The following is a 22,462-nucleotide window of genomic DNA, read 5'->3' on the forward strand; positions in this document are numbered from 1 at the left end:
CCATGACCCTGCACATCTTCCCCGCCATCGATCTCAAGGCCGGCCAGGTCGTTCGCCTGGCCGAAGGCGACATGGCGCGCGCCACGGTGTACGGCGACGACCCCGCCGCCCAGGCCGCGCTGTTCGCCGAGGCCGGTGCCGAGTGGCTGCACGTCGTCGACCTCGACGGCGCCTTTGCGGGCGAATCGGTCAACGGCCTTGCGGTCGCCAACATCCTGGCGAAGACGCCTGCCAAGGTGCAGCTCGGCGGCGGCATCCGGAACCGCGAATCGATTGCGCGCTGGCTCGACATGGGCGTTACCCGCGTCGTGATCGGCACCGCCGCGCTCGAGAACCCGGACCTCGTCCGCGAAGCCGCCCGCGCGCATCCCGGCCAGATCGTCGTCGCCGTCGACGCGCGCGACGGCATGGTCGCGACGCATGGCTGGGCCGATGTGTCGGACGTGAGCGTGGTCGATCTCGCCCGCCGCTTCGAGGATGCCGGGGTCGCCGCGCTCCTCTTCACCGATGTCGGCCGCGACGGCCTGCTCAAGGGGTGTAACGTCGAGGCGACCGTGGCGCTCGCCCGCGCCGTGTCGATCCCGGTGATCGCCAGCGGCGGCGTCACCGACATCCACGACATCCATGCGCTCCGCCAGCATGTGACGGACGGCATCGAAGGCGTGATCTCGGGCCGCGCGCTCTATGACGGCCGGCTCGACCTCGCCGAGGCGATCGAGGCCGGGCGATGACCGTCCGCGCCCGCGTCATCCCCTGCCTCGACGTGGCGAACGGCCGCGTCGTCAAGGGCGTCAACTTCGTCGAGCTGCGCGACGCCGGCGATCCGGTCGAGCAGGCCCGCGCCTATGACGCGGCGGGCGCCGACGAGCTCTGCTTCCTCGACATCACCGCCAGCCACGAAGCGCGCGGCACGATCCTCGACGTGGTGCGCCGCACCGCCGAGGTGTGCTTCATGCCGCTCACCGTCGGCGGCGGCGTGCGCAGCGTTGAGGATGCCCGCGCGCTGCTGCTGGCGGGCGCGGACAAGGTCGCGGTGAACAGCGCGGCGGTGTCGCGGCCGGAAGTGGTCGCCGAGATCGCCGACCGCATGGGCAGCCAGTGCGTCGTCGCCTCGGTCGACGCGCGGCGGACCGGCGACGGCCGCTGGGAGGTGTTCACCCATGGCGGCCGCCGCGAAACCGGCATCGACGCGGTGGAGCACGCACTGCGCCTCGCCGAACTGGGCGCGGGCGAGCTGCTCGTCACCTCGATGGACCGCGACGGCACCCGCGACGGCTATGACCTTGAGCTGATCCGCACCATCGCCGACCAGGTGACGGTGCCGGTGGTCGCCTCGGGCGGCGTCGGCGGGCTGGACGATCTCGTGGCGGGAATCCGCGACGGCCATGCCTCGGCGGTGCTGGCCGCGTCGATCTTCCACTTCGGCCAGGCGACGATCGCCGAAGCGCATGCCGCGCTGGCGGCGGCGGGGATTCCGGTTCGGGGGTAGGCAACACCTCCGCTTGCGCCCACTTCCGGACTCTGGCAGCTTCGGGCATGTCTCGGTGATGAGATCAACTGTTTCCCTATGGATGTTGGCACTTGCGCTGGTTGGCTCAAGCGGCTGCAAGCAGCAGGCCGACCGATGTTCTGGGTTCCCGGACCCCGGCGGTAAGTTCTCTGTATTGATGCTTTATCCACCCCAGTTTTCTGGTGAACCGCAGCGGAAGATCACCTACTCCGACGCTCGACCTGACGACCCAGAAGTTCGTAAAGCGAGAGAGGTAGTCGCAATTTGTTACCCGCAGAAAGCGCATGAGGATTTCAGGGAGGACCTACAGTATATGCGCTTCGTAGGGGCGAGGGTGAGCCCGTCGCGTCAGTACTATCTCGTCTACGACTTCTTGAACGAGACCGATGTGGTAGTCGTGTTCGAATTGGACAGACGAGGTGTAATCAAGAGATCAATGGTCGGGAGCATGGTCGACGGTTAACGCAAGAGGATAGCATCCGTGCCTGAACGGCGGCTTTCCACCAATCCCTGACATACCCTGTTACACCGCGGTCGGCCGGCTCAGCACATACCACGCACACCCCAGCATCGCCGCCGCCACCCCCACCGCGAGCCAAGGTCCCGGCCGGGCGCCCCAGGCGAACAGGCCGTAGCCGAGCGCCATGCCCGCGCACGCCATCGCCTTGCCCTTGCGCGGGATCGCGCCCTGTTCGCGCCACGCCACCAGCGTCGGCCCGAATCGCGGATGGTCGAGCAGCCAGGCCTCCAGCCGCGGCGAGGAGCGGGCGAAGCAGCCGGCGGCGAGGATCAGGAAGATCGTCGTCGGCATCAGCGGCAGCAGCGCGCCGATGAAGCCGAGGCCCACGAACACGAAGCCCAGCACCAGCCACAAGGGTCGCGACAGCCGCCCCTGCCCTGCCCCCGATTCGCGTTCCTGCACCATCGTCATCCTGCCCTGCTGCCGCGAATCGCTCGCAGTGACCATAAGGGAAGCACCGCAATCCCGCGCCCCAGGATTGACAGCGCCGCGCGCCTCCCGCAGCCGGAGACCATGGCCGACCTTCTCGACACGCTCGAACAGACCATCCGCGACCGCCGCACCGGCGATCCCGCGACCAGCTATGTCGCCAAGCTCACCGCCCGCGGCCGCGCCAAGATCGCGCAGAAGCTGGGCGAGGAAGCCACCGAGGCGGTGATCGCCGCGATCCAGGACGATCGCGACGAGCTGGTGAAGGAATCGGCGGACCTGCTCTTCCACCTGCTCGTGCTGCTGGCAGACATGGGGCTGGGCCTCGACGATGTCCGCGCCGAGCTGGCGCGGCGCGAGGGCGTGTCCGGGATTGCCGAAAAGGCGGCGCGGGGGGCCTAGGCACTTCCCTCCCCTCGATCCTCCCCTGTAAGGGGAGGTGGCAGGCCGCAGGCCTGACGGAGGGGTGTCCCCGCTGAGAGCGGGGACTTCGGGCTCGACCGGTTACCCCCCTCCGTCGCGCTGCGCGCGCCACCTCCCCTTGCAGGGGAGGATACAGGGAGCCACCAATGCCGATCGACGCCACCAAGCCCTATGACGACCAGAACATCTTCGCCAGGATCCTGCGCGGCGAGATCCCGGCGAAGAAGGTGTATGAGGACGACCACGCCCTCGCCTTCCACGACATCGCCCCCCAGGCGCCGCATCATATCCTGGTGATTCCCAAGGGTGCCTATGTCAGCTGGGACGATTTCTCGGCCCGCGCCTCCGAAGCCGAGATCGCCGGGTTCATCCGTGCGGTCGGCAAGGTCGCCCGCGACGCGGGATTCGTCGAGCCCGGTTACCGCCTGCTCGCCAATACCGGCATCCATGCCGGCCAGGAGGTGCCGCACCTCCACGTCCACATCTTCGCGGGCCAGCCGCTCGGCCCGATGCTCGCGCGGTAATTGCGCCGAGACGCAACATTGTTTCGCGTCGGCACATCGTAAGGGATTGCGCGGGCCGCGTTTGGGGCTAGGCTCGCGCCTTTACCAATTGGGGGCGGCGCAACGCTCGCCGCATATGGGGATCACGCAATGATATTCGGGCGCGTAAAGCCTCTCGATGCCATTCTAGCCACAGCCGAAAAGAAATCGCTCCACCGCTCGCTGGGCGCCTTCCAGCTGACCATGCTCGGCATCGGCGCGGTGATCGGCACCGGCATCTTCGTGCTCACCGCCGAGGCCGCGCAGAAGGCCGGGCCGGGCATGATGGTCTCGTTCGTCATCGCCGGTTTCGTCTGCGCCGTCGCGGCGCTCTGCTATGCCGAAATGGCGGCGATGGTGCCGGTCTCCGGCTCTGCTTACACCTACAGCTATGCGGTGATGGGCGAGCTGGTCGCCTGGATGGTCGGCTGGGCGCTGATCCTCGAATATGCGATTGCGGCGGGGGCCGTATCGGTCGGCTGGTCCGGCTATATGATGGGCTTCATCCAGAATAATTTCGGCATCGAGGTGCCGCTGGCGCTGATCCGCGGGCCGTTCGACGGCGGCATGATCAACCTGCCGGCGATGGCAGTCGCCGCGATCGTCACCGCGCTGCTGGTGAAGGGCACCAAGGAGAGCGCCTCGGTCAACGCGGTGCTGGTCGGCATCAAGATCCTCGCGCTGGCGATGTTCGTGATCGTCACGCTGCCCGTGCTCAAGACCGGCCAGTTCACGCCGTTCGCGCCGCTCGGCTTCGCCGGCATCTCGGGTGCCGCCGCCTCGATCTTCTTTGCCTATGTCGGCTTCGACGCGGTTTCGACCGCCGCCGAAGAGACCAAGAACCCGCAGCGCAACATGCCGATCGGCCTGATCGGCAGCCTCGCGATCTGCACCATCTTCTACATGCTCGTCGCCGCCGGCGTGATCGGCACCGTCGGCGCGCAGCCGGTCCATGGCCCGGCGGGCGAAGTGCTGTCGCCGGGTACGCCTGCCCTGTCGCAGGCCTGTTCCGCGCTCACCGAGCAGGTCGTGGTCTGCTCGAAGGAAGCGCTGGCCTGGACGCTGCGCTCGATCGGGCATCCGTTCCTCGGCTGGCTCGTCGGTGCGGCCGCGATCATCGCGCTGCCCTCGGTCATCCTGATGATGATGTTCGGTCAGACCCGCATCTTCTTCGTGATGAGCCGCGACGGCCTGCTGCCCGAATTCTTCTCGCGGGTGCATCCGAAGTGGCACACCCCGCACGTCATCACCATCCTCACCGGCATCTTCGTGTCGCTGTTCGCCGCCTTCTTCCCGGTGGGCCTGCTGGCGGACGTGTCGAACTCGGGAACGCTGTTCGCCTTCGCGGCCGTCTCGATCGCGGTGATCGTGCTGCGCAAGACCGATCCGAATCGCCACCGCCCGTTCCGCACGCCGGCGATCATGGTGACCGCGCCGATCGCGATCGCGGGCTGCCTCTATCTGTTCGTCAGCCTCTCGGGCCCCACCATCATGCTGTTCTTCGGCTGGGCGGCCGTCGGCCTGGTGGTCTATTACGCCTATAGCCGCTCGCGCAGCCATGTCGGCCGCGGGCTGGTCGACGTGCCGGAAGCCGATGCGGACGCCCCGCCCCAGCCGGTGCCGCCGATCGGCAGCGCGCATACGCCCGGCTACAAGGACAGCTGATCCCCGGATCAGCATGCACAAAAAGAAAGGGCCGGAGGAGCGATCCTCCGGCCCTTCTTCTTTGGGCAGTGCTGGTAGCCTCAGCCGATCTTGGCGGCGGCGAGCGCCTTCAGGTCCTTCTCGGCACGCGCGCCATAATGCTGGATGATCTCCGCCGCGCAGATCGCGCCGAGCTGGAGCGATTCCTTCAGCCCCTTGCCCTGCGCCTGGCCGTGCAGGAAGCCGGCGGCGAACATGTCGCCCGCGCCGGTGGTGTCGACCAGCGCGCTGATCGGTTCGGCGGGAACTTCGATCCGCTCGTCGCCTTGGAGCGCCATCGCCCCCTTCTCGCTGCGGGTGACGACGAGTAGCGGCACCTTGCCATGGATGTGCTGCACCGCCGCTTCGAAATCCTCATGCGCGCAAAGGGCGAGCAGCTCGGCCTCGTTGGCGAACAGGATGTCGATCAGCCCGTCCTCGATCAGCTTGCGGAAATCGTCGCCGTGGCGCGAGATGCAGAACACGTCGGAGAGGGTGAAGGCGACCTTGCCGCCGGCGGCGCGGGCGATGTCGATCGCCTTGCGCATCGCGGCGCGCGGCTCTTCCGGATCCCACAGATAGCCTTCGAGATAGAGGATCGCGCCATTGGCGATCAGCTGCTCGTCGAGGGCGCTGGCGGGGAGGAACTGCGAGGCACCGAGGAAGGTGTTCATCGTGCGCTGGCCGTCCGGCGTCACGAAGATCAGGCAGCGCGCGGTGGTCGGCTGGCCGGGACGCACCGCGGTATCGAAGTGCACGCCCGCCGCGCGGATGTCGTGCGCGAAGACGGTGCCGAGCTGGTCGTCGGCCACCTGGCCGATGAACGCCGCCTTGCCGCCGAGCGCGGCGATGCCGGCAACGGTATTCGCCGCCGAGCCACCCGAAACCTCGCGGCCCGGGCCCATCTTGGCGTAGAGCGCGTCGGCCTCTTCGGGCGAGAACATCAGCTGCATCGAGCCCTTGGGCACGCCGATCGATTCGATGAAGGCGTCGTCGGCCTGGGCGAGGATGTCGACGATGGCATTGCCGATCGCGACCACGTCGTAGCTGGGGTTGGTCAAGGTTCAGGGCTCCAATTGTAATGGGCGTCGCCCTAGAGAGAGGCAGGTGCAAGTGCAACCAAGGGAAAACCGTTTGAACGCCATCCGTCTTGCCAAGTCCTCGGTGCCCTTTTCGGCGCTGCTGCTCGCCGCCTGTTCGGGCACGGTGCCGACGGCACGGCCCGCGGCGCCGCTGCCGGTGCCGGGGCGCGTGCCCGAGCAGCCCGCGAACCTGGCGCCGATCCGCGGACTCACTGCGCCGCAGCTGCTCGCGCGCTTCGGCCAGCCGCGGCTCGACGTGACCGAGGGCAAGGGCCGCAAGCTGCAGTTCGTCGGGCCGATCTGCGTGCTCGATGCCTATCTCTATCCGTCCGAGCATGGCGGCGGCGCGCCGGCGGTGACCTGGGTGGACGCGCGGCAACGCAACGGCAGCCCGCTCGACCAGGCGAGCTGCGTCGCGGCGCTGAGCAAGCGGAAGTAACTCCCCTCCCGCAAGCGGAAGGGGAGCGCAGACTGCAGCGGCGCAGCTCCGTTTACGGCAGCAGGATCGTCGACCCGGTCGTCTGCCCGCCTTCGATCGCGCGGTGCGCCTCCGCCGCATCGCGGATCGCAAACCGCTGGCCGATCTCCGGCTTCACCGCGCCCTTTTCGATCATCTCGAACAGCCGCGCCGCACCCGCCGCACGCTCCTCGGGCGTCACATAGTAATCGAACAGCTTGGGCCGGGTGACGAACAGCGAGCCATGCTGGTTGAGCGTGGCGAGCTTCACCCCCTCCACCGATCCGCTGGCGTTGCCATAGCTGAGGATCAGCCCGCGCCGCGCCGCTGATCCCAGCGATGCTTCCCAGGTCGCCTTGCCGATCCCGTCGAACACCACCGGCACGCCCGCGCCGCCGGTGATCTCGCGCACCCGCGCGGCGACATCCTCTTGCCCGCGCGACAGCAGCACATGGTCGCAGCCGACCGCCTTCGCCTTCTCCACCTTGGCCTCATGGCCCACGGTACCGATCACCGTCGCGCCGATGCCCTTCAGCCAGCGGACCGCGATCTGCCCGACCCCGCCGGCCGCGCTGTGGACCAGCACGGTCCAGCCCGCCTGCACCTTGGCGGCGCGTTCGACCATGAACTCGACCGTGCAGCCCTTGAGCAGCACCGCCGCGGCGGTCTCGCTGCTGATGTCGTCGGGCAGCTTGAACAGGGTCTCCGCCTTGAGGTTGCGCGCCGTCGCATAGGAGCCGAGCGCCGGCCCGAAGGTCGCCGCCCGATCACCGACCGCGAAGCCGGTGACAGCCTCGCCCACCGCTTCGATCACGCCCGCGCCTTCGACGCCGATGCCCGAGGGCAGCTGCGCCGGATAGACGCCGGTGCGGTGGTACACGTCGATGAAGTTGAGCCCCGCCGCTTCCGTGCGCAGCCGCACCTCGCCGGGGCCGGGCGCGGGCAGGTCGACCTCGATCCATTGCAGCACTTCGGGACCGCCGGTCTGCTCGAAGCGAATCATCTGTTCCATCGAAACTCCATCCTCAATGCACCGGCCATACGGCCATGATCAGCGGCGTGCCTATCAGCAGCACCAGCAACGACAAGGGTGCGCCCAGCCGCGCATAGTCGCCGAACCTGTAGCCACCCGGCCCCATCACCAGCGTGTTGCACTGGTGGCCGATCGGCGTGAGGAAGTCGCAGCCCGCGCCCACCGCGGTCGCCATCAGGAACGCCTCGGGCCGATAGCCGAGCTCGCCGGCGAAGGTGGCGGCGATCGGCGCCATCACCAGCACCGTCGCGGCATTGTTGAGGAAGGGCGTCACCGCCATCGCCGCCGCCAGGATCATCGCGACCGCGCCCCAGGGCGGCAGCGTCGCGGCGATATGGCCGAGCTGGTCGCCGATGATCTTGCTCGCGCCGGTGGTGCGCAGCGAATCGCTGACCGGGATCAGCGCGCCGAGCATCACCAGGATCGGCCATTCGATATGCTCATAGGCCTCGCGCACCGGCAGCGCGCCAAGCAGTATGGTGAGCCCCGCCGCCGCGAAGAACGCGACCGCCACCGGCACATAGCCGGTCGCCGTCGCCGCCATCGCCACCGCGAGGATGGCGAGCGGCAGCAGCCCTTTGCGCGCGCTGCCCAGCCGCAGCTCGCGCTGCGCGAGCGGCAGGCAGCCGAGCTCGCCCAGCCGCTCGAACAACAGGTCGAGCGGGCCCTGCAGCACGATCACGTCGCCCGCGCGCAGCTCGATCTCGCCGAGCCGCGTGGACAAGCGCTCGCCCTGCCGCGACACCGCGATCAGGTTTACCCCGAAGCGCTCGTGCAAGCCCAGCCGCCCGGCGGTGCGGCCGATTAGCGTGGAGTCGGTGCCGATGACCGCCTCGATCACGCCGACCTCGCTGGTATTGCCCTCGGGCTGTGCGCGGTCCTGCCCTTCCAGCACCAGCGCATCGGTGGCGATCACGCGTTCGAGGTCGTCGGGCGCGCCAGCGAGGATCAGTACGTCGTCGGCGCGTAGCTTGTTGTCCGGGAACGGCGTGCTGCGGATGCCGCCGCGCAGGATGGTGGTCACCGCCACCGCATGATCATGGCGCTCGCGGAATTCGGCGACGGTCTCGCCCACCGCTTCCGATCCCTCCGGCACCGCGGCCTCGGTGACATAATCCTCGATATCCATCGCCTCGCCCAGCGTTGGCGCGGCGCGGCGGTCGCGCGGGATCAGCCGATAGGCGAAGCGCAGGAAGACCAGGCCGACCAGCGTCAGCCCCAGCCCCACCGGCGCATAATCGAACATGCCGAAGGGCTGGCCGGTCATCTCCTCGCGCACCCGGCTGACGATGATGTTGGGCGAGGTGCCGATCAGCGTGATCAGCCCGCCGAGCAGCGAGGCGAACGACATCGGCATCAGGAAGGTGGCGGGCGAGGCCTTGGAGCGCTTGGCCATCTGGAAGGCGACCGGCATCATCATCGCCAGCGCGCCGATATTCTTGACCAGCGCCGAGGCGAAGCCGACGCTGGCGCTGAGCAGCAGCAATTGCGAGCGCACCCGCGTCACCCGCCGCTGGAGCAGCAGCATCGCGCGTTCGATCACCCCCGACCGCTGGACGGCCGCGGAAAGCACCAGCGCCGAGGCGACGATGATGACGATGTCGTCCGAAAAGCCGGTGAACGCCTCCTTGGGCTTCACCACCCCCACCGCCAGCGCCGCGAGCAGCGCCAGCACCGCCACCATGTCGTAGCGCAGCTTTCCCCAGACGAAGAGCAGCATCATGCCCGCGAGCACGACGAGCGACAGGATCTGGGGTGTGGTCAAGCGTACCTCGCGGAAGGAGTGCGAGGAAGCTAACGCCGATGCGAGGGGTTGGGTCCGGTTGCGGGCGGCGATGGCGTTACACGCGCTCGATCCGCGCTGCGTAGCAGCCGCGCTTGGCATAGTGCGCGTGGAGATAGGACACGTCGGCACGCGCGAGGAAGCGCAGGATCAGCGGCTCCAGCGCAGCGCCGTCGGCGAGATCAGCGTCGACCATCTCGCCCGCGGCATCGAAGGCGCGCAGCGAAATCGGTCGGATGCGGATCGCCTCCGGCAGCGAGTCGATCATGTCCAGCCGCGTGCGCGATTCTTCGCCGATGAAGATCGCGTGGGTGGCGCGATACGGCGTGTCGGCGGGCTGATGTTCATAGTTGAGCAGCAGCACCGTCTCCCCCGGCTCGAGGTCCCGCACTTCAATGCGGTCGGGAAAGCCGGGCTTTGCGTCGACGGTGTAGCGACGGATGCCCAGCGCGGCCAACGCCTCCTCGGAAAGACCGACGAGATGCTCGAACGATGCGGGATCGATGCCTAGAACGCGAAATGCCATGACCGTCTCCTTGGTTGGGGAGCGGCATAGCGTTGCCGGGAAACCGGCACGTCCCGGTCTCTGCGCTCAAAACGGCTTGAACACTTCCGCCGCGCCTAGAAGTCAGCCGCGGCGGCCGGCGTCAGCGGACGCTCAGTGCACCGTGCCCAGCACCTTGGGTACGGACAGCAGCACCACCAGCCGCTCGATCTGGCGCCAGCGGCAGAAATGAACGACGTTGCCGAGATCCCGGCTCGCCTCGGCACGCGCCGCGGCTTCGCCGCAGGCGGCGTGGCCGAAGCGCCGAATCAGATCGGCCGCGTCGTGCACTTCGTCGCGATCGCTCAGATAGGGGTAGACGTCCATTGCAACTCCAACACTGGGGCAGCCCCCGGCCCGTGCCGGCCTGATACACCGGTTTCCCTTCCGCTCCGGTGGACGATGCTGGTGAACGAGCGGGAAACCATGGCAAAGGCTGGCGCTTCGCGCAGATTCGTGGCAAAGGGCACCATGCAGTCCACCCCTTCGCGCACGCCGATGGCCGGCGGCTTCCTGTTGACGGCGAGTATTCTCGTCGGCGCAGTGGCCGGGGCCCTACGCGGAGAAGCGACGGTGGGATTGCTGGCCGGGCTGGCAGTGGGGTTCGCCCTCACGCTCGCCGTCTGGCTGATCGATCGCGCGCGAGGTTAGAGGGGCGCGCCTGCAACACTGTATCGGGCTTGCGGTGCGCCGCGCGTAGCCCCAATTTTAGGGTCTCAATGTCTATTCAAAATCTACCGACGCGCCTCGCCGAGGCGCTGGAACAGCGTGGCTATTCCACGCTGACTCCGGTCCAGTCCGCCGTCCTGGAAGACCAGGCCGCGGGCCGCGACCTCATCGTCTCCGCCCAGACGGGTTCGGGCAAGACGGTCGCCTTCGGCCTCGCCATGGCGCCTGAGTTGCTCGCCGGCGAAGAGACGCTGCCGCCCGCCGGCGCGCCGCTCGCCCTCATCATCGCACCGACGCGTGAACTCGCACTGCAGGTCAGCCGCGAGCTGATCTGGCTGTACAGCCCGGCCGGCGCGCGCATCGCAACCTGCGTGGGCGGCATGGACGCCTCGAAGGAGCGCCGCACGCTCAACCACGGTGCGCACATCGTCGTCGGCACGCCCGGCCGTCTGCGCGACCATCTCGAGCGCGGCGCGCTCGACCTGTCCAGCCTGCGCGTCGCGGTGCTCGACGAGGCCGACGAGATGCTCGACATGGGCTTCCGCGAAGAGCTGGAAGCGATCCTCGACGCGACGCCCGAAGACCGCCGCACGCTGCTGTTCTCGGCGACGATGCCGCGCCCGATCGTGGCGCTGGCCAAGCGCTACCAGCGCAACGCCTTCCAGATCACCACCAAGAGCGACGATCGCGGGCATGGCGACATCAGCTACCAGGCGGTGACCGTTGCGCCGGCCGATATCGAACATGTCGTGATCAACCTGCTGCGCCTCCATGAGGCGGAGACGGCGATCCTGTTCTGCGCGACGCGCGACAATGTTCGCCACCTCCACGCCAGCTTGATGGAGCGCGGCTTCGCAGCCGTCGCCCTATCCGGCGAGCATTCGCAGTCCGAGCGCAACCATGCGCTGCAGGCGCTGCGTGATCGCCGCGCCCGCGTCTGCGTCGCCACCGACGTTGCCGCGCGCGGCATCGATCTGCCGACGCTGACGCTGGTGGTCCATGTCGAACTGCCGCGCGACGCCGAGACGCTTCAGCACCGCTCGGGCCGTACCGGCCGTGCGGGCAAGAAGGGCACCGCGGTGCTCATCGTCCCCTATCCGCGCCGCCGCCGCGTCGAGCAGATGCTGCACGGCGCACGCATTCCGGCCGTGTGGATCGAAGCGCCGACCGTCGAACAGATCCGCGCCGCCGATCGCGAGCGGCTGATCGCCGCGCTGCTCCAGCCGATCGAGACGGACGAGGAAGACATCGCACTCGCCGAGCGCCTGCTCGCCGAGAAGACTCCGGCCGAGATCGCCGCCGCGCTGGTCCGCGCGCACCGCTCGCAGCTGCCCGAGCCGGAAGAGCTGATCGAGGCGACCCCGGAAGCACGCCGCGCCGCGCAGCAGGAGCGTCACCGCCCCGGCTTCGACGATACCGTGTGGTTCCGCATGGATATCGGGCGGCGGCAGAACGCCGATCCGCGCTGGATCCTGCCGCTGATCTGCCGCCGCGGGCACATCACGCGCAACGAAGTCGGCGCGATCCGCATCGCGGCGAACGAAACGCACTTCCAGATCCCGGCGCAGCTGGCAGCGAAGTTCGCTAGCGCGGTCGACAAGTTTGCACGCACTGCGGGTGATGACGATGACGGCATCCGGATCGAGCGTGCGATGGACGCGCCGCAGCCCGGTGCGCGCTCGGATGGTCCGGTGCGGCGTGGTCCGCCGAACCGCAGCAACGCCAACGGCAAGCCCGGCGGCTTCCGCAAGGGCCCGCCGCGCGGGCGCTAAACTGACGACGCTCCCTTCCCGGGATGGAGGGGGAGCGGCTCGGTCAACTCTAAGCTGTCATCCCGGCGAAAGCCGGGATCCATTCGCCACTACGCCGCAGCAAAAGCCAAACGGGCGACCCCAATGGATTCCGGCTTTCGCCGGAATGACGGCGGCGCGTTGGGGTCCTTATTCCGCCCGGTGCCGCTTGCGGCCATCGAGAGCCGACAAGACCCCGCGCAGCGTGCGCAGTTCCTGGCTGGACCAGCGCGGCTTGGTCAGCAGCGTGCGCAGCGTGCGCTTGGTGGACGGCACCCGGTCGGGCGGGAAATAATAGCCCGAATCGTCGAGCATCGCATCGAGCTGCCCGATCATCCCGTCCAGCTCCTCCTGCGGCGCCGGCGGATCGAGATCGACCGCGGGCGGGCTCTCCAGCCCGACATGCTTGGACCATTCATAGGCGACCAGGATCACTGCCTGTGCCAGATTCAGCGAACCGAATTCCGGGTTGATCGGCACGGTGATGATCGTGCGGGCCAGCGCCACGTCGTCGGTTTCCAGCCCCGAACGCTCGGGCCCGAACAGGATCGCGCTGCGCGTGGGCGCGCCGTGGATCTCGCGCGCGGCGACCTCGGGCGTCACCACCGGCTTGGTCACCCCGCGCTTGCGCACCGTAGTGGCATAGACGTGGGTGCAATCCGCCACCGCATCGGCGACACTCTCGAACACCTGCGCCTTTTCGAGCACGATGTCCGCGCCACTCGCCGCCGGCCCGGCCGAGGGGTTCGGCCAGCCGTCGCGGGGGCTCACCAGCCGCATCTCGACCAGCCCGAAGTTGAGCATGGCGCGCGCGGCCTTGCCGATATTCTCGCCCAGCTGCGGGCGGACGAGCACGATGACGGGGGAATTCAACTTTTGCCGACCTCGCTGACGTTACCGGCGAATTCCTCGAAATCCTTCGCCTCGCGGAAATCCTTATACACGCTGGCGAAGCGGATATAGGCCACCGAATCCAGGCCCTTGAGCGCCTCCATCACCAGCTCGCCGATGCGCTGGGAGGGGATTTCGCTCTCGCCTGTCGTCTCCAGCTGGCGCTGGATGCCGGAGACCAGCCGCTCGATCTGCGCGGGCTGGATCGGGCGCTTGCGGCAGGCGGTGGAGACGGAGCGCATCAGCTTCTCGCGCTCGAACGGCTCGCGGCGGTCTCCGCTCTTCACCACGGTGAGGTCGCGCAGCTGGATGCGCTCGAAGGTGGTGAAGCGCGCACCGCACGCCTCGCATTGCCGCCGCCTGCGGATCGCCGCCCCGTCGTCGGTGGGGCGGCTATCCTTTACCTGGCTGGCTTCATTGGAACAGAATGGGCAGCGCACTTAGCCGCCGTAGATCGGGAAGCGTTCGCACAGCGCGCGGACGCGGGCCTTCACATGGGCCTCGACCGCGGCGTCGCCTGCCTCGCCCTTGGTCCGCAGGCCATCGAGCACGTCCGCGACCATGTTGCCGATCTCGCGGAACTCGGCCGGGCCGAAGCCGCGGGTGGTGCCCGCCGGCGAGCCGACGCGGATGCCGCTGGTCTTCATCGGCGGCAGCGGATCGTTGGGGATGCCGTTCTTGTTGCAGGTGATCGCGGCGCGCTCCAGCGCCTCGTCGGCGTCCTTGCCGGTCACGCCCAGCGGGGTGAGGTCGACCAGCGCGAGATGCGTGTCGGTACCGCCCGAGACGAGGTTCGCACCGCGCTCCTTCAGCGTCGCCGCCAGCACCTTGGCGTTCTCGACCACAGCCGCGGCATAGCTCTTGAACTCGGGCCGCAGCGCCTCGCCGAACGCGACGGCCTTGGCGGCGATCACGTGCATCAGCGGGCCGCCCTGCAGGCCCGGGAACACCGCCGAGTTGATCTTCTTGGCGATCGCCTCGTCGTTGGTCAGGATCATGCCGCCACGGGGCCCGCGCAGCGTCTTGTGCGTGGTGGTGGTGACGACATGGGCGTGGCCGAACGGGGTCGGGTGGACGCCGCCGGCGACCAGGCCGGCGAAGTGCGCCATGTCGACCATGAACAGCGCGCCGACCTCATCCGCGATCGCGCGGAAGCGGGCGAAATCGATGTGGCGCGGATAGGCCGAGCCGCCGGTGATGATCAGCTTCGGCTTGTGCTCGCGGGCGAGGGCGGCGACCTGGTCATAGTCGATCAGGTGATCGTCCGGGCGCACGCCGTACTGGACCGCGTTGAACCACTTGCCGCTCATCGCCGCGCGGGCGCCGTGGGTCAGGTGGCCGCCGGCATCGAGGCTGAGGCCGAGGATGGTGTCGCCCGGCTTGGTCAGCGCGAGCATCACCGCGCCGTTCGCCTGCGCGCCCGAGTGCGGCTGGACGTTGGCGAAGCCGCAGTCGAACAGCTGCTTGGCGCGATCGATCGCCAGCTGCTCCACCTCATCGGACGGGTGGCAGCCCTGGTAATAGCGCTTGCCGGGATAGCCCTCGGCGTACTTGTTGGTGAACACCGAGCCCTGCGCCTCGAGCACCGCCTTGGAGACGATGTTTTCGGAGGCGATCAGCTCGATCTGGTGCTGTTCGCGGGCGAGCTCATGCTCGACGCCGGCAAACACCGCCGGATCGACTTCGCTGAGGGTTTTGGTGAAGAAGCCATCCGGCTGAAGGCCTGCCGTAACGGGGTTGGTGCTCATGCGGGGCTCCTTTCGGGGTTGCTCAGCTTCTCCACGCGGCGGACGTGCCGGTCGCCGAGGAAAGCCGTTTCGAGAAACTGGGTGACGCACGCCTTGGCCATCTCGATGCCGATCATCCGCGCGCCGAGCGCGATGACATTGGCATCGTTATGCTCGCGCGCAAGGCCGGCGGAGAGCGGCTCGGAGACGAGCGCGCAGCGGGCGGCGGGGTTGCGGTTGACCGCGATCGAGATGCCGATGCCCGATCCGCACAGCGCGATGCCGAAGGCCGCGTCGCCGGTCTCGATCGCCTTGCCGAGCCGGTAGCCATAGTCGGGATAGTCGACGCTCTCGGGCCCGTTGGTGCCCAGATCGAGCACGTCATGGCCGAGGCCACGCAACCAATCGGCGAGTTCTGCCTTCATTACGTAGGCGGCGTGATCCGAGGCGAGGGCGATGCGATGGTGCATGGCGCGCCCTCTACGCGCGTGTGCGCCCGCTGGCTAGACACCCAGGAGACCATATGCCGAAGACTCTGTCCGTTCTGCTTCCCGCGCTGGCACTCGGCCTCGCCGCCTGCTCGCCGAGCACCGAGGACCGCGTCGACAATTCGCTGAATCGTACCGGCGACTCGCTGGCCAATGCGGCCGACCGGCTGGGCGATCGGATCGAGAACCGCGCCGACGCCGCCGGTCGCGCGATCCGCGAGGGCGCGGACGATACCGGCGATGCGCTGGCGAACGGCGTGGACCGCACCGGCAACGCGATCGACGACGCGGCGCACTAATGCTTCTTCTCCCCTCCCGCTTGCGGGAGGGGAACGCGAGCGGGAGAAGATTCGCTACGCCGCCGCCTTCTTCCCGCGCTTCGGGCTTCCCGACTTGAGCACCCCGCGCCGGAACAGCCGCGCCGCGATCGTCAGCGTGATCGCCACCCACAGCACCTGCCAGGCAAAGGCGAGCGCGTGCGGCCAGAGCTCCGGCGCATTCGCCGCCCGCGCGGCCATCGCCATGGGCGAGCTGAACGGCACGACCTCCGCCACGGTCGCCACCCAGCTCTCCGGATTGCCCGCCGCATAGGACGACATGCCGAACATCGCGAACTGGAAGATGGTGATCGGCAGCGACAGCATCTGGATCTCGCGCTGGCTGGAGGCGAGCGAGCCGACGCCGAGGAACACCGCGCTCTGCAGCAGATAGGCCATCACGAAATAGCCGATCAGCAGCAGCGGGAAGATCGGCCCAACGGCGACACTCAGGCTGGTCAGCACCCCCGCCGCGTCGCCCGGCAACAGCCGCGGCAAGCTGGCGACCAGCGTGCCCCAGAAGGCGACGAACAGCAGCGCCGATCCGAACGCGCCGAGCAGCTTGCCGAAGAACACGCTCTCCAGCGGCACCGCGGCGGCGAGGATCTCGATCACCTTGTTCGAGCGCTCCTCGGCCATCGCCCCCACCGCCTGGCCCGACAGCATCAGCGTGACGAGGAAGATGGCGAAGGTGGAGAAGTAGGCCGCCTGCCCGCGCCCGCTGACGGTCGGCGCCTGCACTGCGATGGTCTTGAAGCGCGCGGTGCTGCGGATGCCCGGCGCGTGCTCGGCGCGCAGCGTCTGGGCGGCAAGCGCGGCGAGATAGCGCCCCTCGGCCTCGGAACCGGCGCGGCGCACCACCGTGGGATGATCGAGCGGGCCATAGAGCACCGCCGCCGCCTCGATCGCATCGGAATCGAACAGCGCCCGCGCCTGCCGCGCCATATCCGCTTGCGGATCTTGCAGCTGCAGCTTCGGCCGGGCGGAGTCCCGCGTGAACACGCTGCGCAGTTCGCGGTCGGCGGCGCGCAGGCCATCCTGCTGGCCGACGGGCACGATCGCCACGAGCATCTGCCGGGCCTCGCCGGCGGCGCCCGCAGCCTGGCCGCTCAGCCCGCCGATGATGCCGAAACCGATCATCAGCAACGGGCTCAAGAGGAAGAGCAGGAAGGTCGGCGTCATCACCGTTGCGGTGAGGTCGCGGCGCGCAATGGTAAGCGCCTGGCGGAGGAACCGCGGCATCATGCGATCGTCTCCGGCTGGTCGGCCAGCGCCTCGGTGCCGACGATGCGGACAAAGGCGTCGTGCAGCCCCGGCCGCTCGATCGACAGGCCGGAGATGCCATGCCCCGCATCGATCAGCCGGACGAGCAGCGCCTCGATGCCGCCATCGGGCACGGTGAAGCGCCAGCTGCCCTCCTCGCGCACCGCATCGGCGGGCAGCATCGCGCCGATCGCGTCGGCATCGTGGTGCGGCGTGTAGCGGGCGCGGAGCGGCAGCAGGGCACGCGCCTCGTCCACACTGCCTTCGAACCGCACCTTGCCGCCGGCGATCACCGAGATGCGCTCGCACAGCCGCTCGGCATGCGCCATCACATGGGTGGAGAAGAGGATCGTCGCCCCGCGATCGCGCTGGCCGCGGATAAGCAGCTCCAGCCGCTCCTGGTTGACCGGATCGAGCCCCGAAAAGGGTTCGTCGAGCACCAGCAAATCGGGTTCGTGCACCACCGATCCGAGCAACTGCACCAGCTGCGCCATGCCCTTGGAGAGCTTGCGGATCTTGTCGTCGGCGGCATGGCCGAGCCCCGCGCTTTCGAGCAGCTCCCCTGCCCGCTTGCGCCCGGTCGCCCAGGGCAGCCCGCGCAGCGCGCCCATGAAGGCGATGGCCTCGCGACACTTCATATTGGGATAGAGACCGCGCTCCTCGGGCAGATAGCCGACCTGGTCGCTCATGTCGCGCGGGTGGCGGCTGCCGAGCAGGGTCCGCTCGCCCTCGTCGGGTTCGATGATGCCGAGCAGCATGCGCAGCGTCGTGGTCTTGCCCGCGCCATTGGGGCCGAGCACCCCGTAGATAAGGCCCTTGGGCACCGCGATGCCGACGCCGTCGACGGCGCGCCGGTCTCCGAAACGCTTGACCAGCCCGGAGGCACTGACGGCGAGTTGCTGCAACGATGCCTCCCCCTAGCAATCGCAACGTGGTAGCGGGTGCGCGTGCGGCAAGACAAGTCCATCGAGGAACGGCTGAAGGCGAAGGCGGCGGAGATCGGCTTCGCGGCGTGCGGCATCGCGCATGCTGACGCCGCGCCGCGCACCGCCGAGCGGCTGCGCCAATGGCTGGACGAGGGCGCGCATGGCGAGATGCTGTGGATGGAGGAGCGCGCCGAGCAGCGCGGCAGCCCCAAAGGCCTGTGGCCCGAGGTGCGCTCGGTGATCGCGCTGGGCATGAGCTACGCCCCGGCCAACGACCCGCTGGCGCTGGCGGACGCGGGCGAGATCGGCCGCATTTCGGTCTATGCGCAGGGCGCCGACTATCACGACGTGGTCAAGCGCCGGCTGAAGGAACTCGCCCGCTGGCTGGTCGCCGAGGCGCCGGGCGCCGACGTGAAGGTGTTCGTCGATACTGCGCCGGTGATGGAAAAGCCGCTGTCCGAGGCCGCTGGGCTCGGCTGGCAGGGCAAGCACACCAATCTGGTCAGCCGCAGCCATGGCAGCTGGCTGTTCCTCGGCGCGATCTACACCACGCTCGACCTCGCCTCCGACGGCCCGAGCGGCGGCGGCTGCGGCAGTTGCGACGCCTGCCAGACCGCTTGCCCGACCGGCGCCTTCCCGGCCCCCTATCGGATCGACGCGCGCCGCTGCGTCTCCTACCTGACGATCGAGAACAAGGGGCCGATCCCGCGCGACCTCCGCCAAGGCATCGGCAACCGCATCTATGGCTGCGACGATTGCCTGGCAGTGTGCCCGTGGAACAAGTTCGCCGCTGCTGCCCAGGCGAACCTCGCCTTCCACCCGCGCGCCGAGCTGACCGTCCCCCACCTCGCCGATCTGCTGGCGCTGGACGATGCCGGCTTCCGCGAGGTCTTCGCCGGCTCCCCGATCAAGCGCATCGGCCGCGACCGGATGGTGCGCAACTGCCTGATCGCGGCCGGCAACAGTGGCAGTGCGCGGCTGGTGGCGCCCGTTGCGACGCTGCTCGACGATCCCGATCCCGTGGTCCGAGGCGCGGCGATCTGGGCGCTGGCGCAACTGGCACCCGCGCGCTGGGCGGACGAACGCATTGCGCGGGCGAGCATGGAACAAGATCCGCTCGCACATGCGGAATGGCAGTAGCACGGCGCAACCGCCGCGGCGTTCAAGAGGTGAGGTTAGACCTGCGTATGGTGGCTTCCCCCGACTTTCTCTATTTTCGCAAGTGCGAAATGGCGATTTTTCGCACGCTCCACTGGGAGAGACTCGTTATGCGTTTGATCCATGCCATCGCCTGCTGCCTGATCGCGTCGCCGGCGCTTGCCGCGCAGACCGCGCCGGCACCCGCGTCGGCACCTGCTGCAGCCGCTCCGGCGGTCGAAAAGCCGGTTTGCCGCCGCGTGCCCATCACCGGTTCCAACATGGGGAAGCGGGAATGCCACACCCGCGAGGAATGGCGCACGCTGGACAAGCGGGAAGATCCCGCCGCCGCCCGCGCCTTGCAGAATCGCTCGCTCGCGATTGAAGGCCACAAAGGGTGACAGCTTGACTCGGCGCGCGCCTCCCGCTAGGCGCGCCGCTTCGCAATTGGCCCCGCACCCCCGGTGAAGCGGTGGCCCTGCGCTTTTCCCGCAAGAGAAGCACAGGCGAAACCGGGATCGCGATCAGGACGGCTTGCCGCCCGGGTCAACGTCACAGCAATTGGTAAGGAATTGACATGTCGAAGCGCTCCAGCGCCAAGCATAAGCTCGATCGCCGCATGGGCGAAAACATCTGGGGTCGTCCGAAGTCCCCGGTGAACAAGCGTGAGTACGGCCCGGGCCAGCATGGCCAGCGCCGCAAGGGCAAGATGTCGGACTTCGGCATCCAGCTGCGCGCCAAGCAGAAGCTCAAGGGCTATTACGGCGACATCACCGAGAAGCAGTTCAAGCGTTCGTATGAAGATGCGTCGCGCATGAAGGGCGACACCGGTCAGAACCTGATCGGCCTGCTCGAGCAGCGCCTCGACATGATCGTCTACCGCGCCAAGTTCGCGCCGACGATCTTCGCGGCCCGCCAGCTGGTCAACCACGGTCACGTCCGCGTCGACGGCGAGAAGTGCAACATCGGTTCGCGCCGCATCAAGCCGGGCCAGGAAATCAGCCTGAGCGGCAAGGCGCAGGAAATGGCGCTGGTCATGGAAGCGCAGAGCCTCGCCGAGCGCGACATCCCCGACTATGTCGCGCCCGACGGTGCGGCGAAGGTCACCTTCACCCGCGTGCCGACGCTCGACGAAGTGCCGTACCCGGTGAAGATGGAACCGAACCTGGTCGTCGAGTTCTACTCGCGCTAAGCTTCGGCTTCCTTCGGGAAACGAAAAGAGGGCGGTCCTTCGGGGCCGCCCTTTTTCGTTGTGCCCTCAGGCTTTGGCCGGCAGGCCCAGCGCGGTACGCAGGAAGCCGTCGCTCTTGTCGAGCATCTGGGCGCGGACGACGTCGTCCTCGAGCTGGTGATCGAGCCCCTTGAACTCGACATACTCAACCTGCTTGCCCGCGCCGCGCAGTCGCGACGCCATCATCCGCGATTCGCCGACGCCGACGTTCAGGTCCTGGTCGCCGTGGAACAGCAGCACCGGCGCCTTGATCCGATCGACATTCTGCGCGGGGGATCCTTCGCGGACATGCGGGCCGTGCCCGATGAACGCGTCGACCAGCGCGTAGTTGGTGTAGCCCGCAGCTTCGGTGCGCACCGATTCGAGATCGGTCACGGGCGCGATTCCGACGATCGCCTTGAACAGATCCGGATCGAGCACCGACGTCTGGAGCGCGGCATAGCCGCCATAGGACCAGCCGACGATCGCGAGCTTGCCCGGCGCGGCGATGCCCTGCTTCAGCAGCCAGCGCCCGCCATCGTTGACGTCGCCGATCGCGGTACGCCACGATTGGAAGCCGTTCTTCTGGTACCAGGCGTCGCCATAGCCGGTCGAGCCGCGATAGTTCGGCTGGAGCACCGCGAAGCCGCGCGCCGCGAAGAACTGGGCGAGCCAGTCGAAGCCCCATTCGTCGCGCGCGCCGGGGCCGCCATGCGGCATCACGATCGCCGGCAGGTTCTTGCCGTCGCTGCCCGCCGGCAGCGTCAGATAGCCGGGAATCTCCGTGCCATCCGCGGCGGGAAAGCGGATCGGTTGCACGCTCGCCAGTTTCATGCCGGCCAGCTGCGGCCGCGACGCCAGCACCTCGCCCAGCTGGTGGGTCTTCTTGTCGTAGACATAATAGGTGCCGGCATCGCTATCGCCGCCGGCGAACAGCAGCAGCTTCGATTCGTCCGCGCTCGAATCGAGGAAGGTGACCAGCGGCTTGCCCGGCAGCGCCTTGGCCAGCGATTCCTGCAATTTCTTGAGTTCGGGATCGAAGAATTCGGTGACGCGCCGGTCGGTGGCGTAGCTGGCGCCGACGACGCGGCGATACCGGCCGATCCGGACCAGGCCATCGACATCCACCAACGGGTTGGCGAGCACCAGCTTGCGGGTCAACGTGCCGTCGAGCGTGACGCTGTACAGCGCGCTGCGGCCGCTTTCGTTGGCAAAACCGTAGACGAGGTTGGCGTCGCGATCGACGGCATAGGGGTCGAACCCCTGCGCGCCGGTGGGCGTGGCAACCAGTTCGCCGAACCGCTTCCATTCGCGGCTGCCCGGCAGGCGATAGCTGTAGAGATAGTGGCCGGAATTGAGGCCGGTGCTGCCGACATTCTCCACGCCCATGATGCGAACGGTGCCGTGCCCGTCGCTGATATATTCGCGCGCGCCCGGCCGCGGGCTTTCGACGGTCTTGCGGCGAAGCGTGGTGGCGTCGACCAGCTCGACGCCCAGTCCCTCCTGGCTGCTCGCGATGTGGGTCCCGGTCGAAAACTCCGGCACGAATTGCCGCGTCATCAGCACCGAGCCGTTGGAACCGTCGGGACCCCAGTCGACGATGGCGCCGCCCGACTGCATGATGTCGAGCGCATTCATGCTCTCGTGCGAGCTGAGTACCTTCAGGTCGGTGCCGTCGCTGTTCACCGTCACCATCCGCGTGAACGGCAGCTTCTCCGCCAGCTTCTGGATCATGTACAGATTGCAGACGATGCGGGTGTCGCTCGCCCAGTGGCAGTTGCGCAGCCGTTCGGGATTGCCGGTCGATCCGAGAATGGTCTTGGTCGTGCCCGTCGCCATGTCGGCAATCAGCAGCACGTTGCCGCGGCCGCGCACCGGCTCCAGCATCGCGACATGGCTGCCGTCGGGCGACAGGCTGATCTGCTGGATGAATTCGCGGATGCCGAAATTCACCGCATCCTTGCTCTGCGCCCACGCGGCAGCAGGAAGCATCGCGATAGCCAGCAGCACCGCGCGCACCAGGTTGTTCATTGTTACC

At 68.2% G+C, this 22,462-nt stretch carries 25 protein-coding genes; 12 read left to right on the plus strand and 13 right to left on the minus strand.

Annotated elements, in window-relative coordinates; genetic code table 11:
* Positions 1-2: 2 nt before the first annotated feature.
* Together hisA and hisF are read left to right on the plus strand one after the other, a co-directional pair.
* Positions 3-731, plus strand: a complete 729-nt coding sequence (hisA, locus tag ABIC35_RS10800; RefSeq protein ID WP_121074157.1) for a 1-(5-phosphoribosyl)-5-[(5-phosphoribosylamino)methylideneamino]imidazole-4-carboxamide isomerase — start codon at positions 3-5, stop codon at positions 729-731.
* Positions 728-1,489 carry an imidazole glycerol phosphate synthase subunit HisF gene (gene hisF, locus ABIC35_RS10805; RefSeq protein ID WP_121074154.1) on the plus strand — a complete coding sequence of 254 codons (762 nt, stop codon included), beginning with the start codon at positions 728-730 and terminating at the stop codon, positions 1,487-1,489. Before hisA ends, hisF begins: the two co-directional genes overlap by 4 nt.
* A gap of 544 nt (positions 1,490-2,033) precedes the next feature.
* On the opposite strand, the gene ABIC35_RS10810 is transcribed toward hisF, so the two are convergent.
* A complete protein-coding gene (locus tag ABIC35_RS10810; RefSeq protein WP_121079154.1) occupies positions 2,034-2,435 on the minus strand; it encodes a YbaN family protein in 402 nt (133 codons plus the stop codon).
* 108 nt (positions 2,436-2,543) lie between these two features.
* Here ABIC35_RS10810 and ABIC35_RS10815 point away from each other — a divergent pair, with 108 nt between their 5' ends.
* From ABIC35_RS10815 to ABIC35_RS10825, 3 genes are all read left to right on the plus strand, one after another.
* Positions 2,544-2,861, plus strand: coding sequence for a phosphoribosyl-ATP diphosphatase (locus tag ABIC35_RS10815; protein ID WP_121074149.1), 318 nt, complete (start codon positions 2,544-2,546; stop codon positions 2,859-2,861).
* Positions 2,862-3,028: 167 nt separating this feature from the next.
* Positions 3,029-3,406, plus strand: a complete 378-nt coding sequence (locus ABIC35_RS10820; RefSeq protein WP_121074146.1) for a histidine triad nucleotide-binding protein — start codon at positions 3,029-3,031, stop codon at positions 3,404-3,406.
* 129 nt (positions 3,407-3,535) lie between these two features.
* On the plus strand, positions 3,536-5,089 hold the full coding sequence (locus ABIC35_RS10825) for an amino acid permease (RefSeq protein ID WP_121074143.1): 1,554 nt from the start codon (positions 3,536-3,538) through the stop codon (positions 5,087-5,089).
* Between the two features lie 80 nt (positions 5,090-5,169).
* On the opposite strand, the gene ABIC35_RS10830 is transcribed toward ABIC35_RS10825, so the two are convergent.
* Entirely contained in the window at positions 5,170-6,168 is a 999-nt protein-coding gene (locus ABIC35_RS10830; RefSeq protein WP_121074140.1) for an adenosine kinase, read from the minus strand.
* A gap of 73 nt (positions 6,169-6,241) precedes the next feature.
* Between ABIC35_RS10830 and ABIC35_RS10835 the strand changes: the two genes are divergently transcribed.
* Positions 6,242-6,628: a hypothetical protein gene (locus ABIC35_RS10835; RefSeq protein ID WP_121074137.1), complete on the plus strand. Its 387-nt coding sequence runs from the start codon at positions 6,242-6,244 to the stop codon at positions 6,626-6,628.
* Between the two features lie 52 nt (positions 6,629-6,680).
* Here ABIC35_RS10835 and ABIC35_RS10840 read toward each other — a convergent pair whose 3' ends face one another.
* The 4 genes from ABIC35_RS10840 to ABIC35_RS10855 all read right to left on the minus strand — a co-directional run bounded on the left by ABIC35_RS10840 (position 6,681) and on the right by ABIC35_RS10855 (position 10,333).
* Positions 6,681-7,658, minus strand: a complete 978-nt coding sequence (locus tag ABIC35_RS10840) for a quinone oxidoreductase family protein (RefSeq protein ID WP_121074134.1) — start codon at positions 7,656-7,658, stop codon at positions 6,681-6,683.
* Between the two features lie 13 nt (positions 7,659-7,671).
* The gene (locus ABIC35_RS10845; protein WP_121074131.1) at positions 7,672-9,444 is read right to left on the minus strand and encodes an SLC13 family permease; all 1,773 of its coding nucleotides are present in this window, start codon (positions 9,442-9,444) and stop codon (positions 7,672-7,674) included.
* Positions 9,445-9,520: 76 nt separating this feature from the next.
* The gene (locus tag ABIC35_RS10850; RefSeq protein ID WP_121074128.1) at positions 9,521-9,988 is read right to left on the minus strand and encodes a DUF1203 domain-containing protein; all 468 of its coding nucleotides are present in this window, start codon (positions 9,986-9,988) and stop codon (positions 9,521-9,523) included.
* 132 nt (positions 9,989-10,120) lie between these two features.
* A complete protein-coding gene (locus ABIC35_RS10855) occupies positions 10,121-10,333 on the minus strand; it encodes a hypothetical protein (RefSeq protein WP_066720093.1) in 213 nt (70 codons plus the stop codon).
* Positions 10,334-10,414: 81 nt separating this feature from the next.
* On the opposite strand from ABIC35_RS10855, the gene ABIC35_RS10860 reads away from it, so the two are divergent.
* A complete protein-coding gene (locus ABIC35_RS10860; protein WP_354278431.1) occupies positions 10,415-10,657 on the plus strand; it encodes a hypothetical protein in 243 nt (80 codons plus the stop codon).
* Between the two features lie 68 nt (positions 10,658-10,725).
* Entirely contained in the window at positions 10,726-12,447 is a 1,722-nt protein-coding gene (locus ABIC35_RS10865; RefSeq protein ID WP_121074122.1) for a DEAD/DEAH box helicase, read from the plus strand.
* A 168-nt stretch (positions 12,448-12,615) separates the two neighbouring features.
* Here the strand turns inward: ABIC35_RS10865 and ABIC35_RS10870 are convergent, their stop codons facing one another.
* Genes ABIC35_RS10870 through rpiB form a run of 4 tightly spaced genes read right to left on the minus strand, consistent with a single transcriptional unit; the run spans position 12,616 to position 15,553 of the window.
* The gene (locus ABIC35_RS10870) at positions 12,616-13,338 is read right to left on the minus strand and encodes an RNA methyltransferase (RefSeq protein ID WP_121074118.1); all 723 of its coding nucleotides are present in this window, start codon (positions 13,336-13,338) and stop codon (positions 12,616-12,618) included.
* Positions 13,335-13,796 (minus strand): transcriptional regulator NrdR, encoded by a 462-nt coding sequence (gene nrdR, locus ABIC35_RS10875; protein ID WP_064311935.1) that lies wholly within the window; start codon positions 13,794-13,796, stop codon positions 13,335-13,337. The genes ABIC35_RS10870 and nrdR overlap by 4 nt, the downstream gene beginning before the upstream one ends.
* Positions 13,797-15,104 carry a serine hydroxymethyltransferase gene (gene glyA, locus ABIC35_RS10880; protein WP_121074115.1) on the minus strand — a complete coding sequence of 436 codons (1,308 nt, stop codon included), beginning with the start codon at positions 15,102-15,104 and terminating at the stop codon, positions 13,797-13,799.
* On the minus strand, positions 15,101-15,553 hold the full coding sequence (rpiB, locus tag ABIC35_RS10885; RefSeq protein WP_121074112.1) for a ribose 5-phosphate isomerase B: 453 nt from the start codon (positions 15,551-15,553) through the stop codon (positions 15,101-15,103). Before rpiB ends, glyA begins: the two co-directional genes overlap by 4 nt.
* A 53-nt stretch (positions 15,554-15,606) precedes the next feature.
* Between rpiB and ABIC35_RS10890 the strand changes: the two genes are divergently transcribed.
* Positions 15,607-15,870 carry a hypothetical protein gene (locus tag ABIC35_RS10890; protein ID WP_121074109.1) on the plus strand — a complete coding sequence of 88 codons (264 nt, stop codon included), beginning with the start codon at positions 15,607-15,609 and terminating at the stop codon, positions 15,868-15,870.
* Positions 15,871-15,924: 54 nt separating this feature from the next.
* Here the strand turns inward: ABIC35_RS10890 and ABIC35_RS10895 are convergent, their stop codons facing one another.
* Positions 15,925-17,133, minus strand: coding sequence for an ABC transporter permease (locus ABIC35_RS10895; protein WP_121074106.1), 1,209 nt, complete (start codon positions 17,131-17,133; stop codon positions 15,925-15,927).
* Positions 17,130-18,056: an ABC transporter ATP-binding protein gene (locus ABIC35_RS10900; RefSeq protein WP_121074103.1), complete on the minus strand. Its 927-nt coding sequence runs from the start codon at positions 18,054-18,056 to the stop codon at positions 17,130-17,132. The genes ABIC35_RS10895 and ABIC35_RS10900 overlap by 4 nt, the downstream gene beginning before the upstream one ends.
* A gap of 36 nt (positions 18,057-18,092) precedes the next feature.
* Here ABIC35_RS10900 and queG point away from each other — a divergent pair, with 36 nt between their 5' ends.
* The 3 genes from queG (at position 18,093) to rpsD (ending at position 20,406) form a co-directional block, all read left to right on the plus strand.
* Entirely contained in the window at positions 18,093-19,217 is a 1,125-nt protein-coding gene (queG, locus tag ABIC35_RS10905) for a tRNA epoxyqueuosine(34) reductase QueG (protein WP_354278432.1), read from the plus strand.
* 128 nt (positions 19,218-19,345) lie between these two features.
* Positions 19,346-19,615 carry a hypothetical protein gene (locus tag ABIC35_RS10910; RefSeq protein ID WP_121074100.1) on the plus strand — a complete coding sequence of 90 codons (270 nt, stop codon included), beginning with the start codon at positions 19,346-19,348 and terminating at the stop codon, positions 19,613-19,615.
* Positions 19,616-19,791: 176 nt separating this feature from the next.
* A complete protein-coding gene (rpsD, locus tag ABIC35_RS10915; protein ID WP_064312571.1) occupies positions 19,792-20,406 on the plus strand; it encodes a 30S ribosomal protein S4 in 615 nt (204 codons plus the stop codon).
* 66 nt (positions 20,407-20,472) lie between these two features.
* Here rpsD and ABIC35_RS10920 read toward each other — a convergent pair whose 3' ends face one another.
* The gene (locus ABIC35_RS10920; RefSeq protein ID WP_121074097.1) at positions 20,473-22,455 is read right to left on the minus strand and encodes an alpha/beta hydrolase family protein; all 1,983 of its coding nucleotides are present in this window, start codon (positions 22,453-22,455) and stop codon (positions 20,473-20,475) included.
* Between the last annotated feature and the right edge of the window lie 7 nt (positions 22,456-22,462).

It is taken from the genome of Sphingomonas trueperi (assembly GCF_040545965.1).
GTDB lineage: Bacteria > Pseudomonadota > Alphaproteobacteria > Sphingomonadales > Sphingomonadaceae > Sphingomonas > Sphingomonas trueperi_C.

Bases quoted from the DNA above. Each gene is read 5' to 3' on its own strand.
- hisA (WP_121074157.1), top strand. From the start codon at position 3: ATGACCCTGCACATCTTCCCCGCCATCGATCTCAAGGCCGGCCAGGTC.
- hisF (WP_121074154.1), top strand. From the start codon at position 728: ATGACCGTCCGCGCCCGCGTCATCCCCTGCCTCGACGTGGCGAACGGC.
- ABIC35_RS10810 (WP_121079154.1), bottom strand. From the start codon at position 2,435: ATGGTGCAGGAACGCGAATCGGGGGCAGGGCAGGGGCGGCTGTCGCGA.
- ABIC35_RS10815 (WP_121074149.1), top strand. From the start codon at position 2,544: ATGGCCGACCTTCTCGACACGCTCGAACAGACCATCCGCGACCGCCGC.
- ABIC35_RS10820 (WP_121074146.1), top strand. From the start codon at position 3,029: ATGCCGATCGACGCCACCAAGCCCTATGACGACCAGAACATCTTCGCC.
- ABIC35_RS10825 (WP_121074143.1), top strand. From the start codon at position 3,536: ATGATATTCGGGCGCGTAAAGCCTCTCGATGCCATTCTAGCCACAGCC.
- ABIC35_RS10840 (WP_121074134.1), bottom strand. From the start codon at position 7,658: ATGGAACAGATGATTCGCTTCGAGCAGACCGGCGGTCCCGAAGTGCTG.
- ABIC35_RS10850 (WP_121074128.1), bottom strand. From the start codon at position 9,988: ATGGCATTTCGCGTTCTAGGCATCGATCCCGCATCGTTCGAGCATCTC.
- ABIC35_RS10855 (WP_066720093.1), bottom strand. From the start codon at position 10,333: ATGGACGTCTACCCCTATCTGAGCGATCGCGACGAAGTGCACGACGCG.
- ABIC35_RS10865 (WP_121074122.1), top strand. From the start codon at position 10,726: ATGTCTATTCAAAATCTACCGACGCGCCTCGCCGAGGCGCTGGAACAG.
- glyA (WP_121074115.1), bottom strand. From the start codon at position 15,104: ATGAGCACCAACCCCGTTACGGCAGGCCTTCAGCCGGATGGCTTCTTC.
- rpiB (WP_121074112.1), bottom strand. From the start codon at position 15,553: ATGCACCATCGCATCGCCCTCGCCTCGGATCACGCCGCCTACGTAATG.
- ABIC35_RS10890 (WP_121074109.1), top strand. From the start codon at position 15,607: ATGCCGAAGACTCTGTCCGTTCTGCTTCCCGCGCTGGCACTCGGCCTC.
- ABIC35_RS10895 (WP_121074106.1), bottom strand. From the start codon at position 17,133: ATGATGCCGCGGTTCCTCCGCCAGGCGCTTACCATTGCGCGCCGCGAC.
- ABIC35_RS10910 (WP_121074100.1), top strand. From the start codon at position 19,346: ATGCGTTTGATCCATGCCATCGCCTGCTGCCTGATCGCGTCGCCGGCG.
- rpsD (WP_064312571.1), top strand. From the start codon at position 19,792: ATGTCGAAGCGCTCCAGCGCCAAGCATAAGCTCGATCGCCGCATGGGC.
- ABIC35_RS10920 (WP_121074097.1), bottom strand. From the start codon at position 22,455: ATGAACAACCTGGTGCGCGCGGTGCTGCTGGCTATCGCGATGCTTCCT.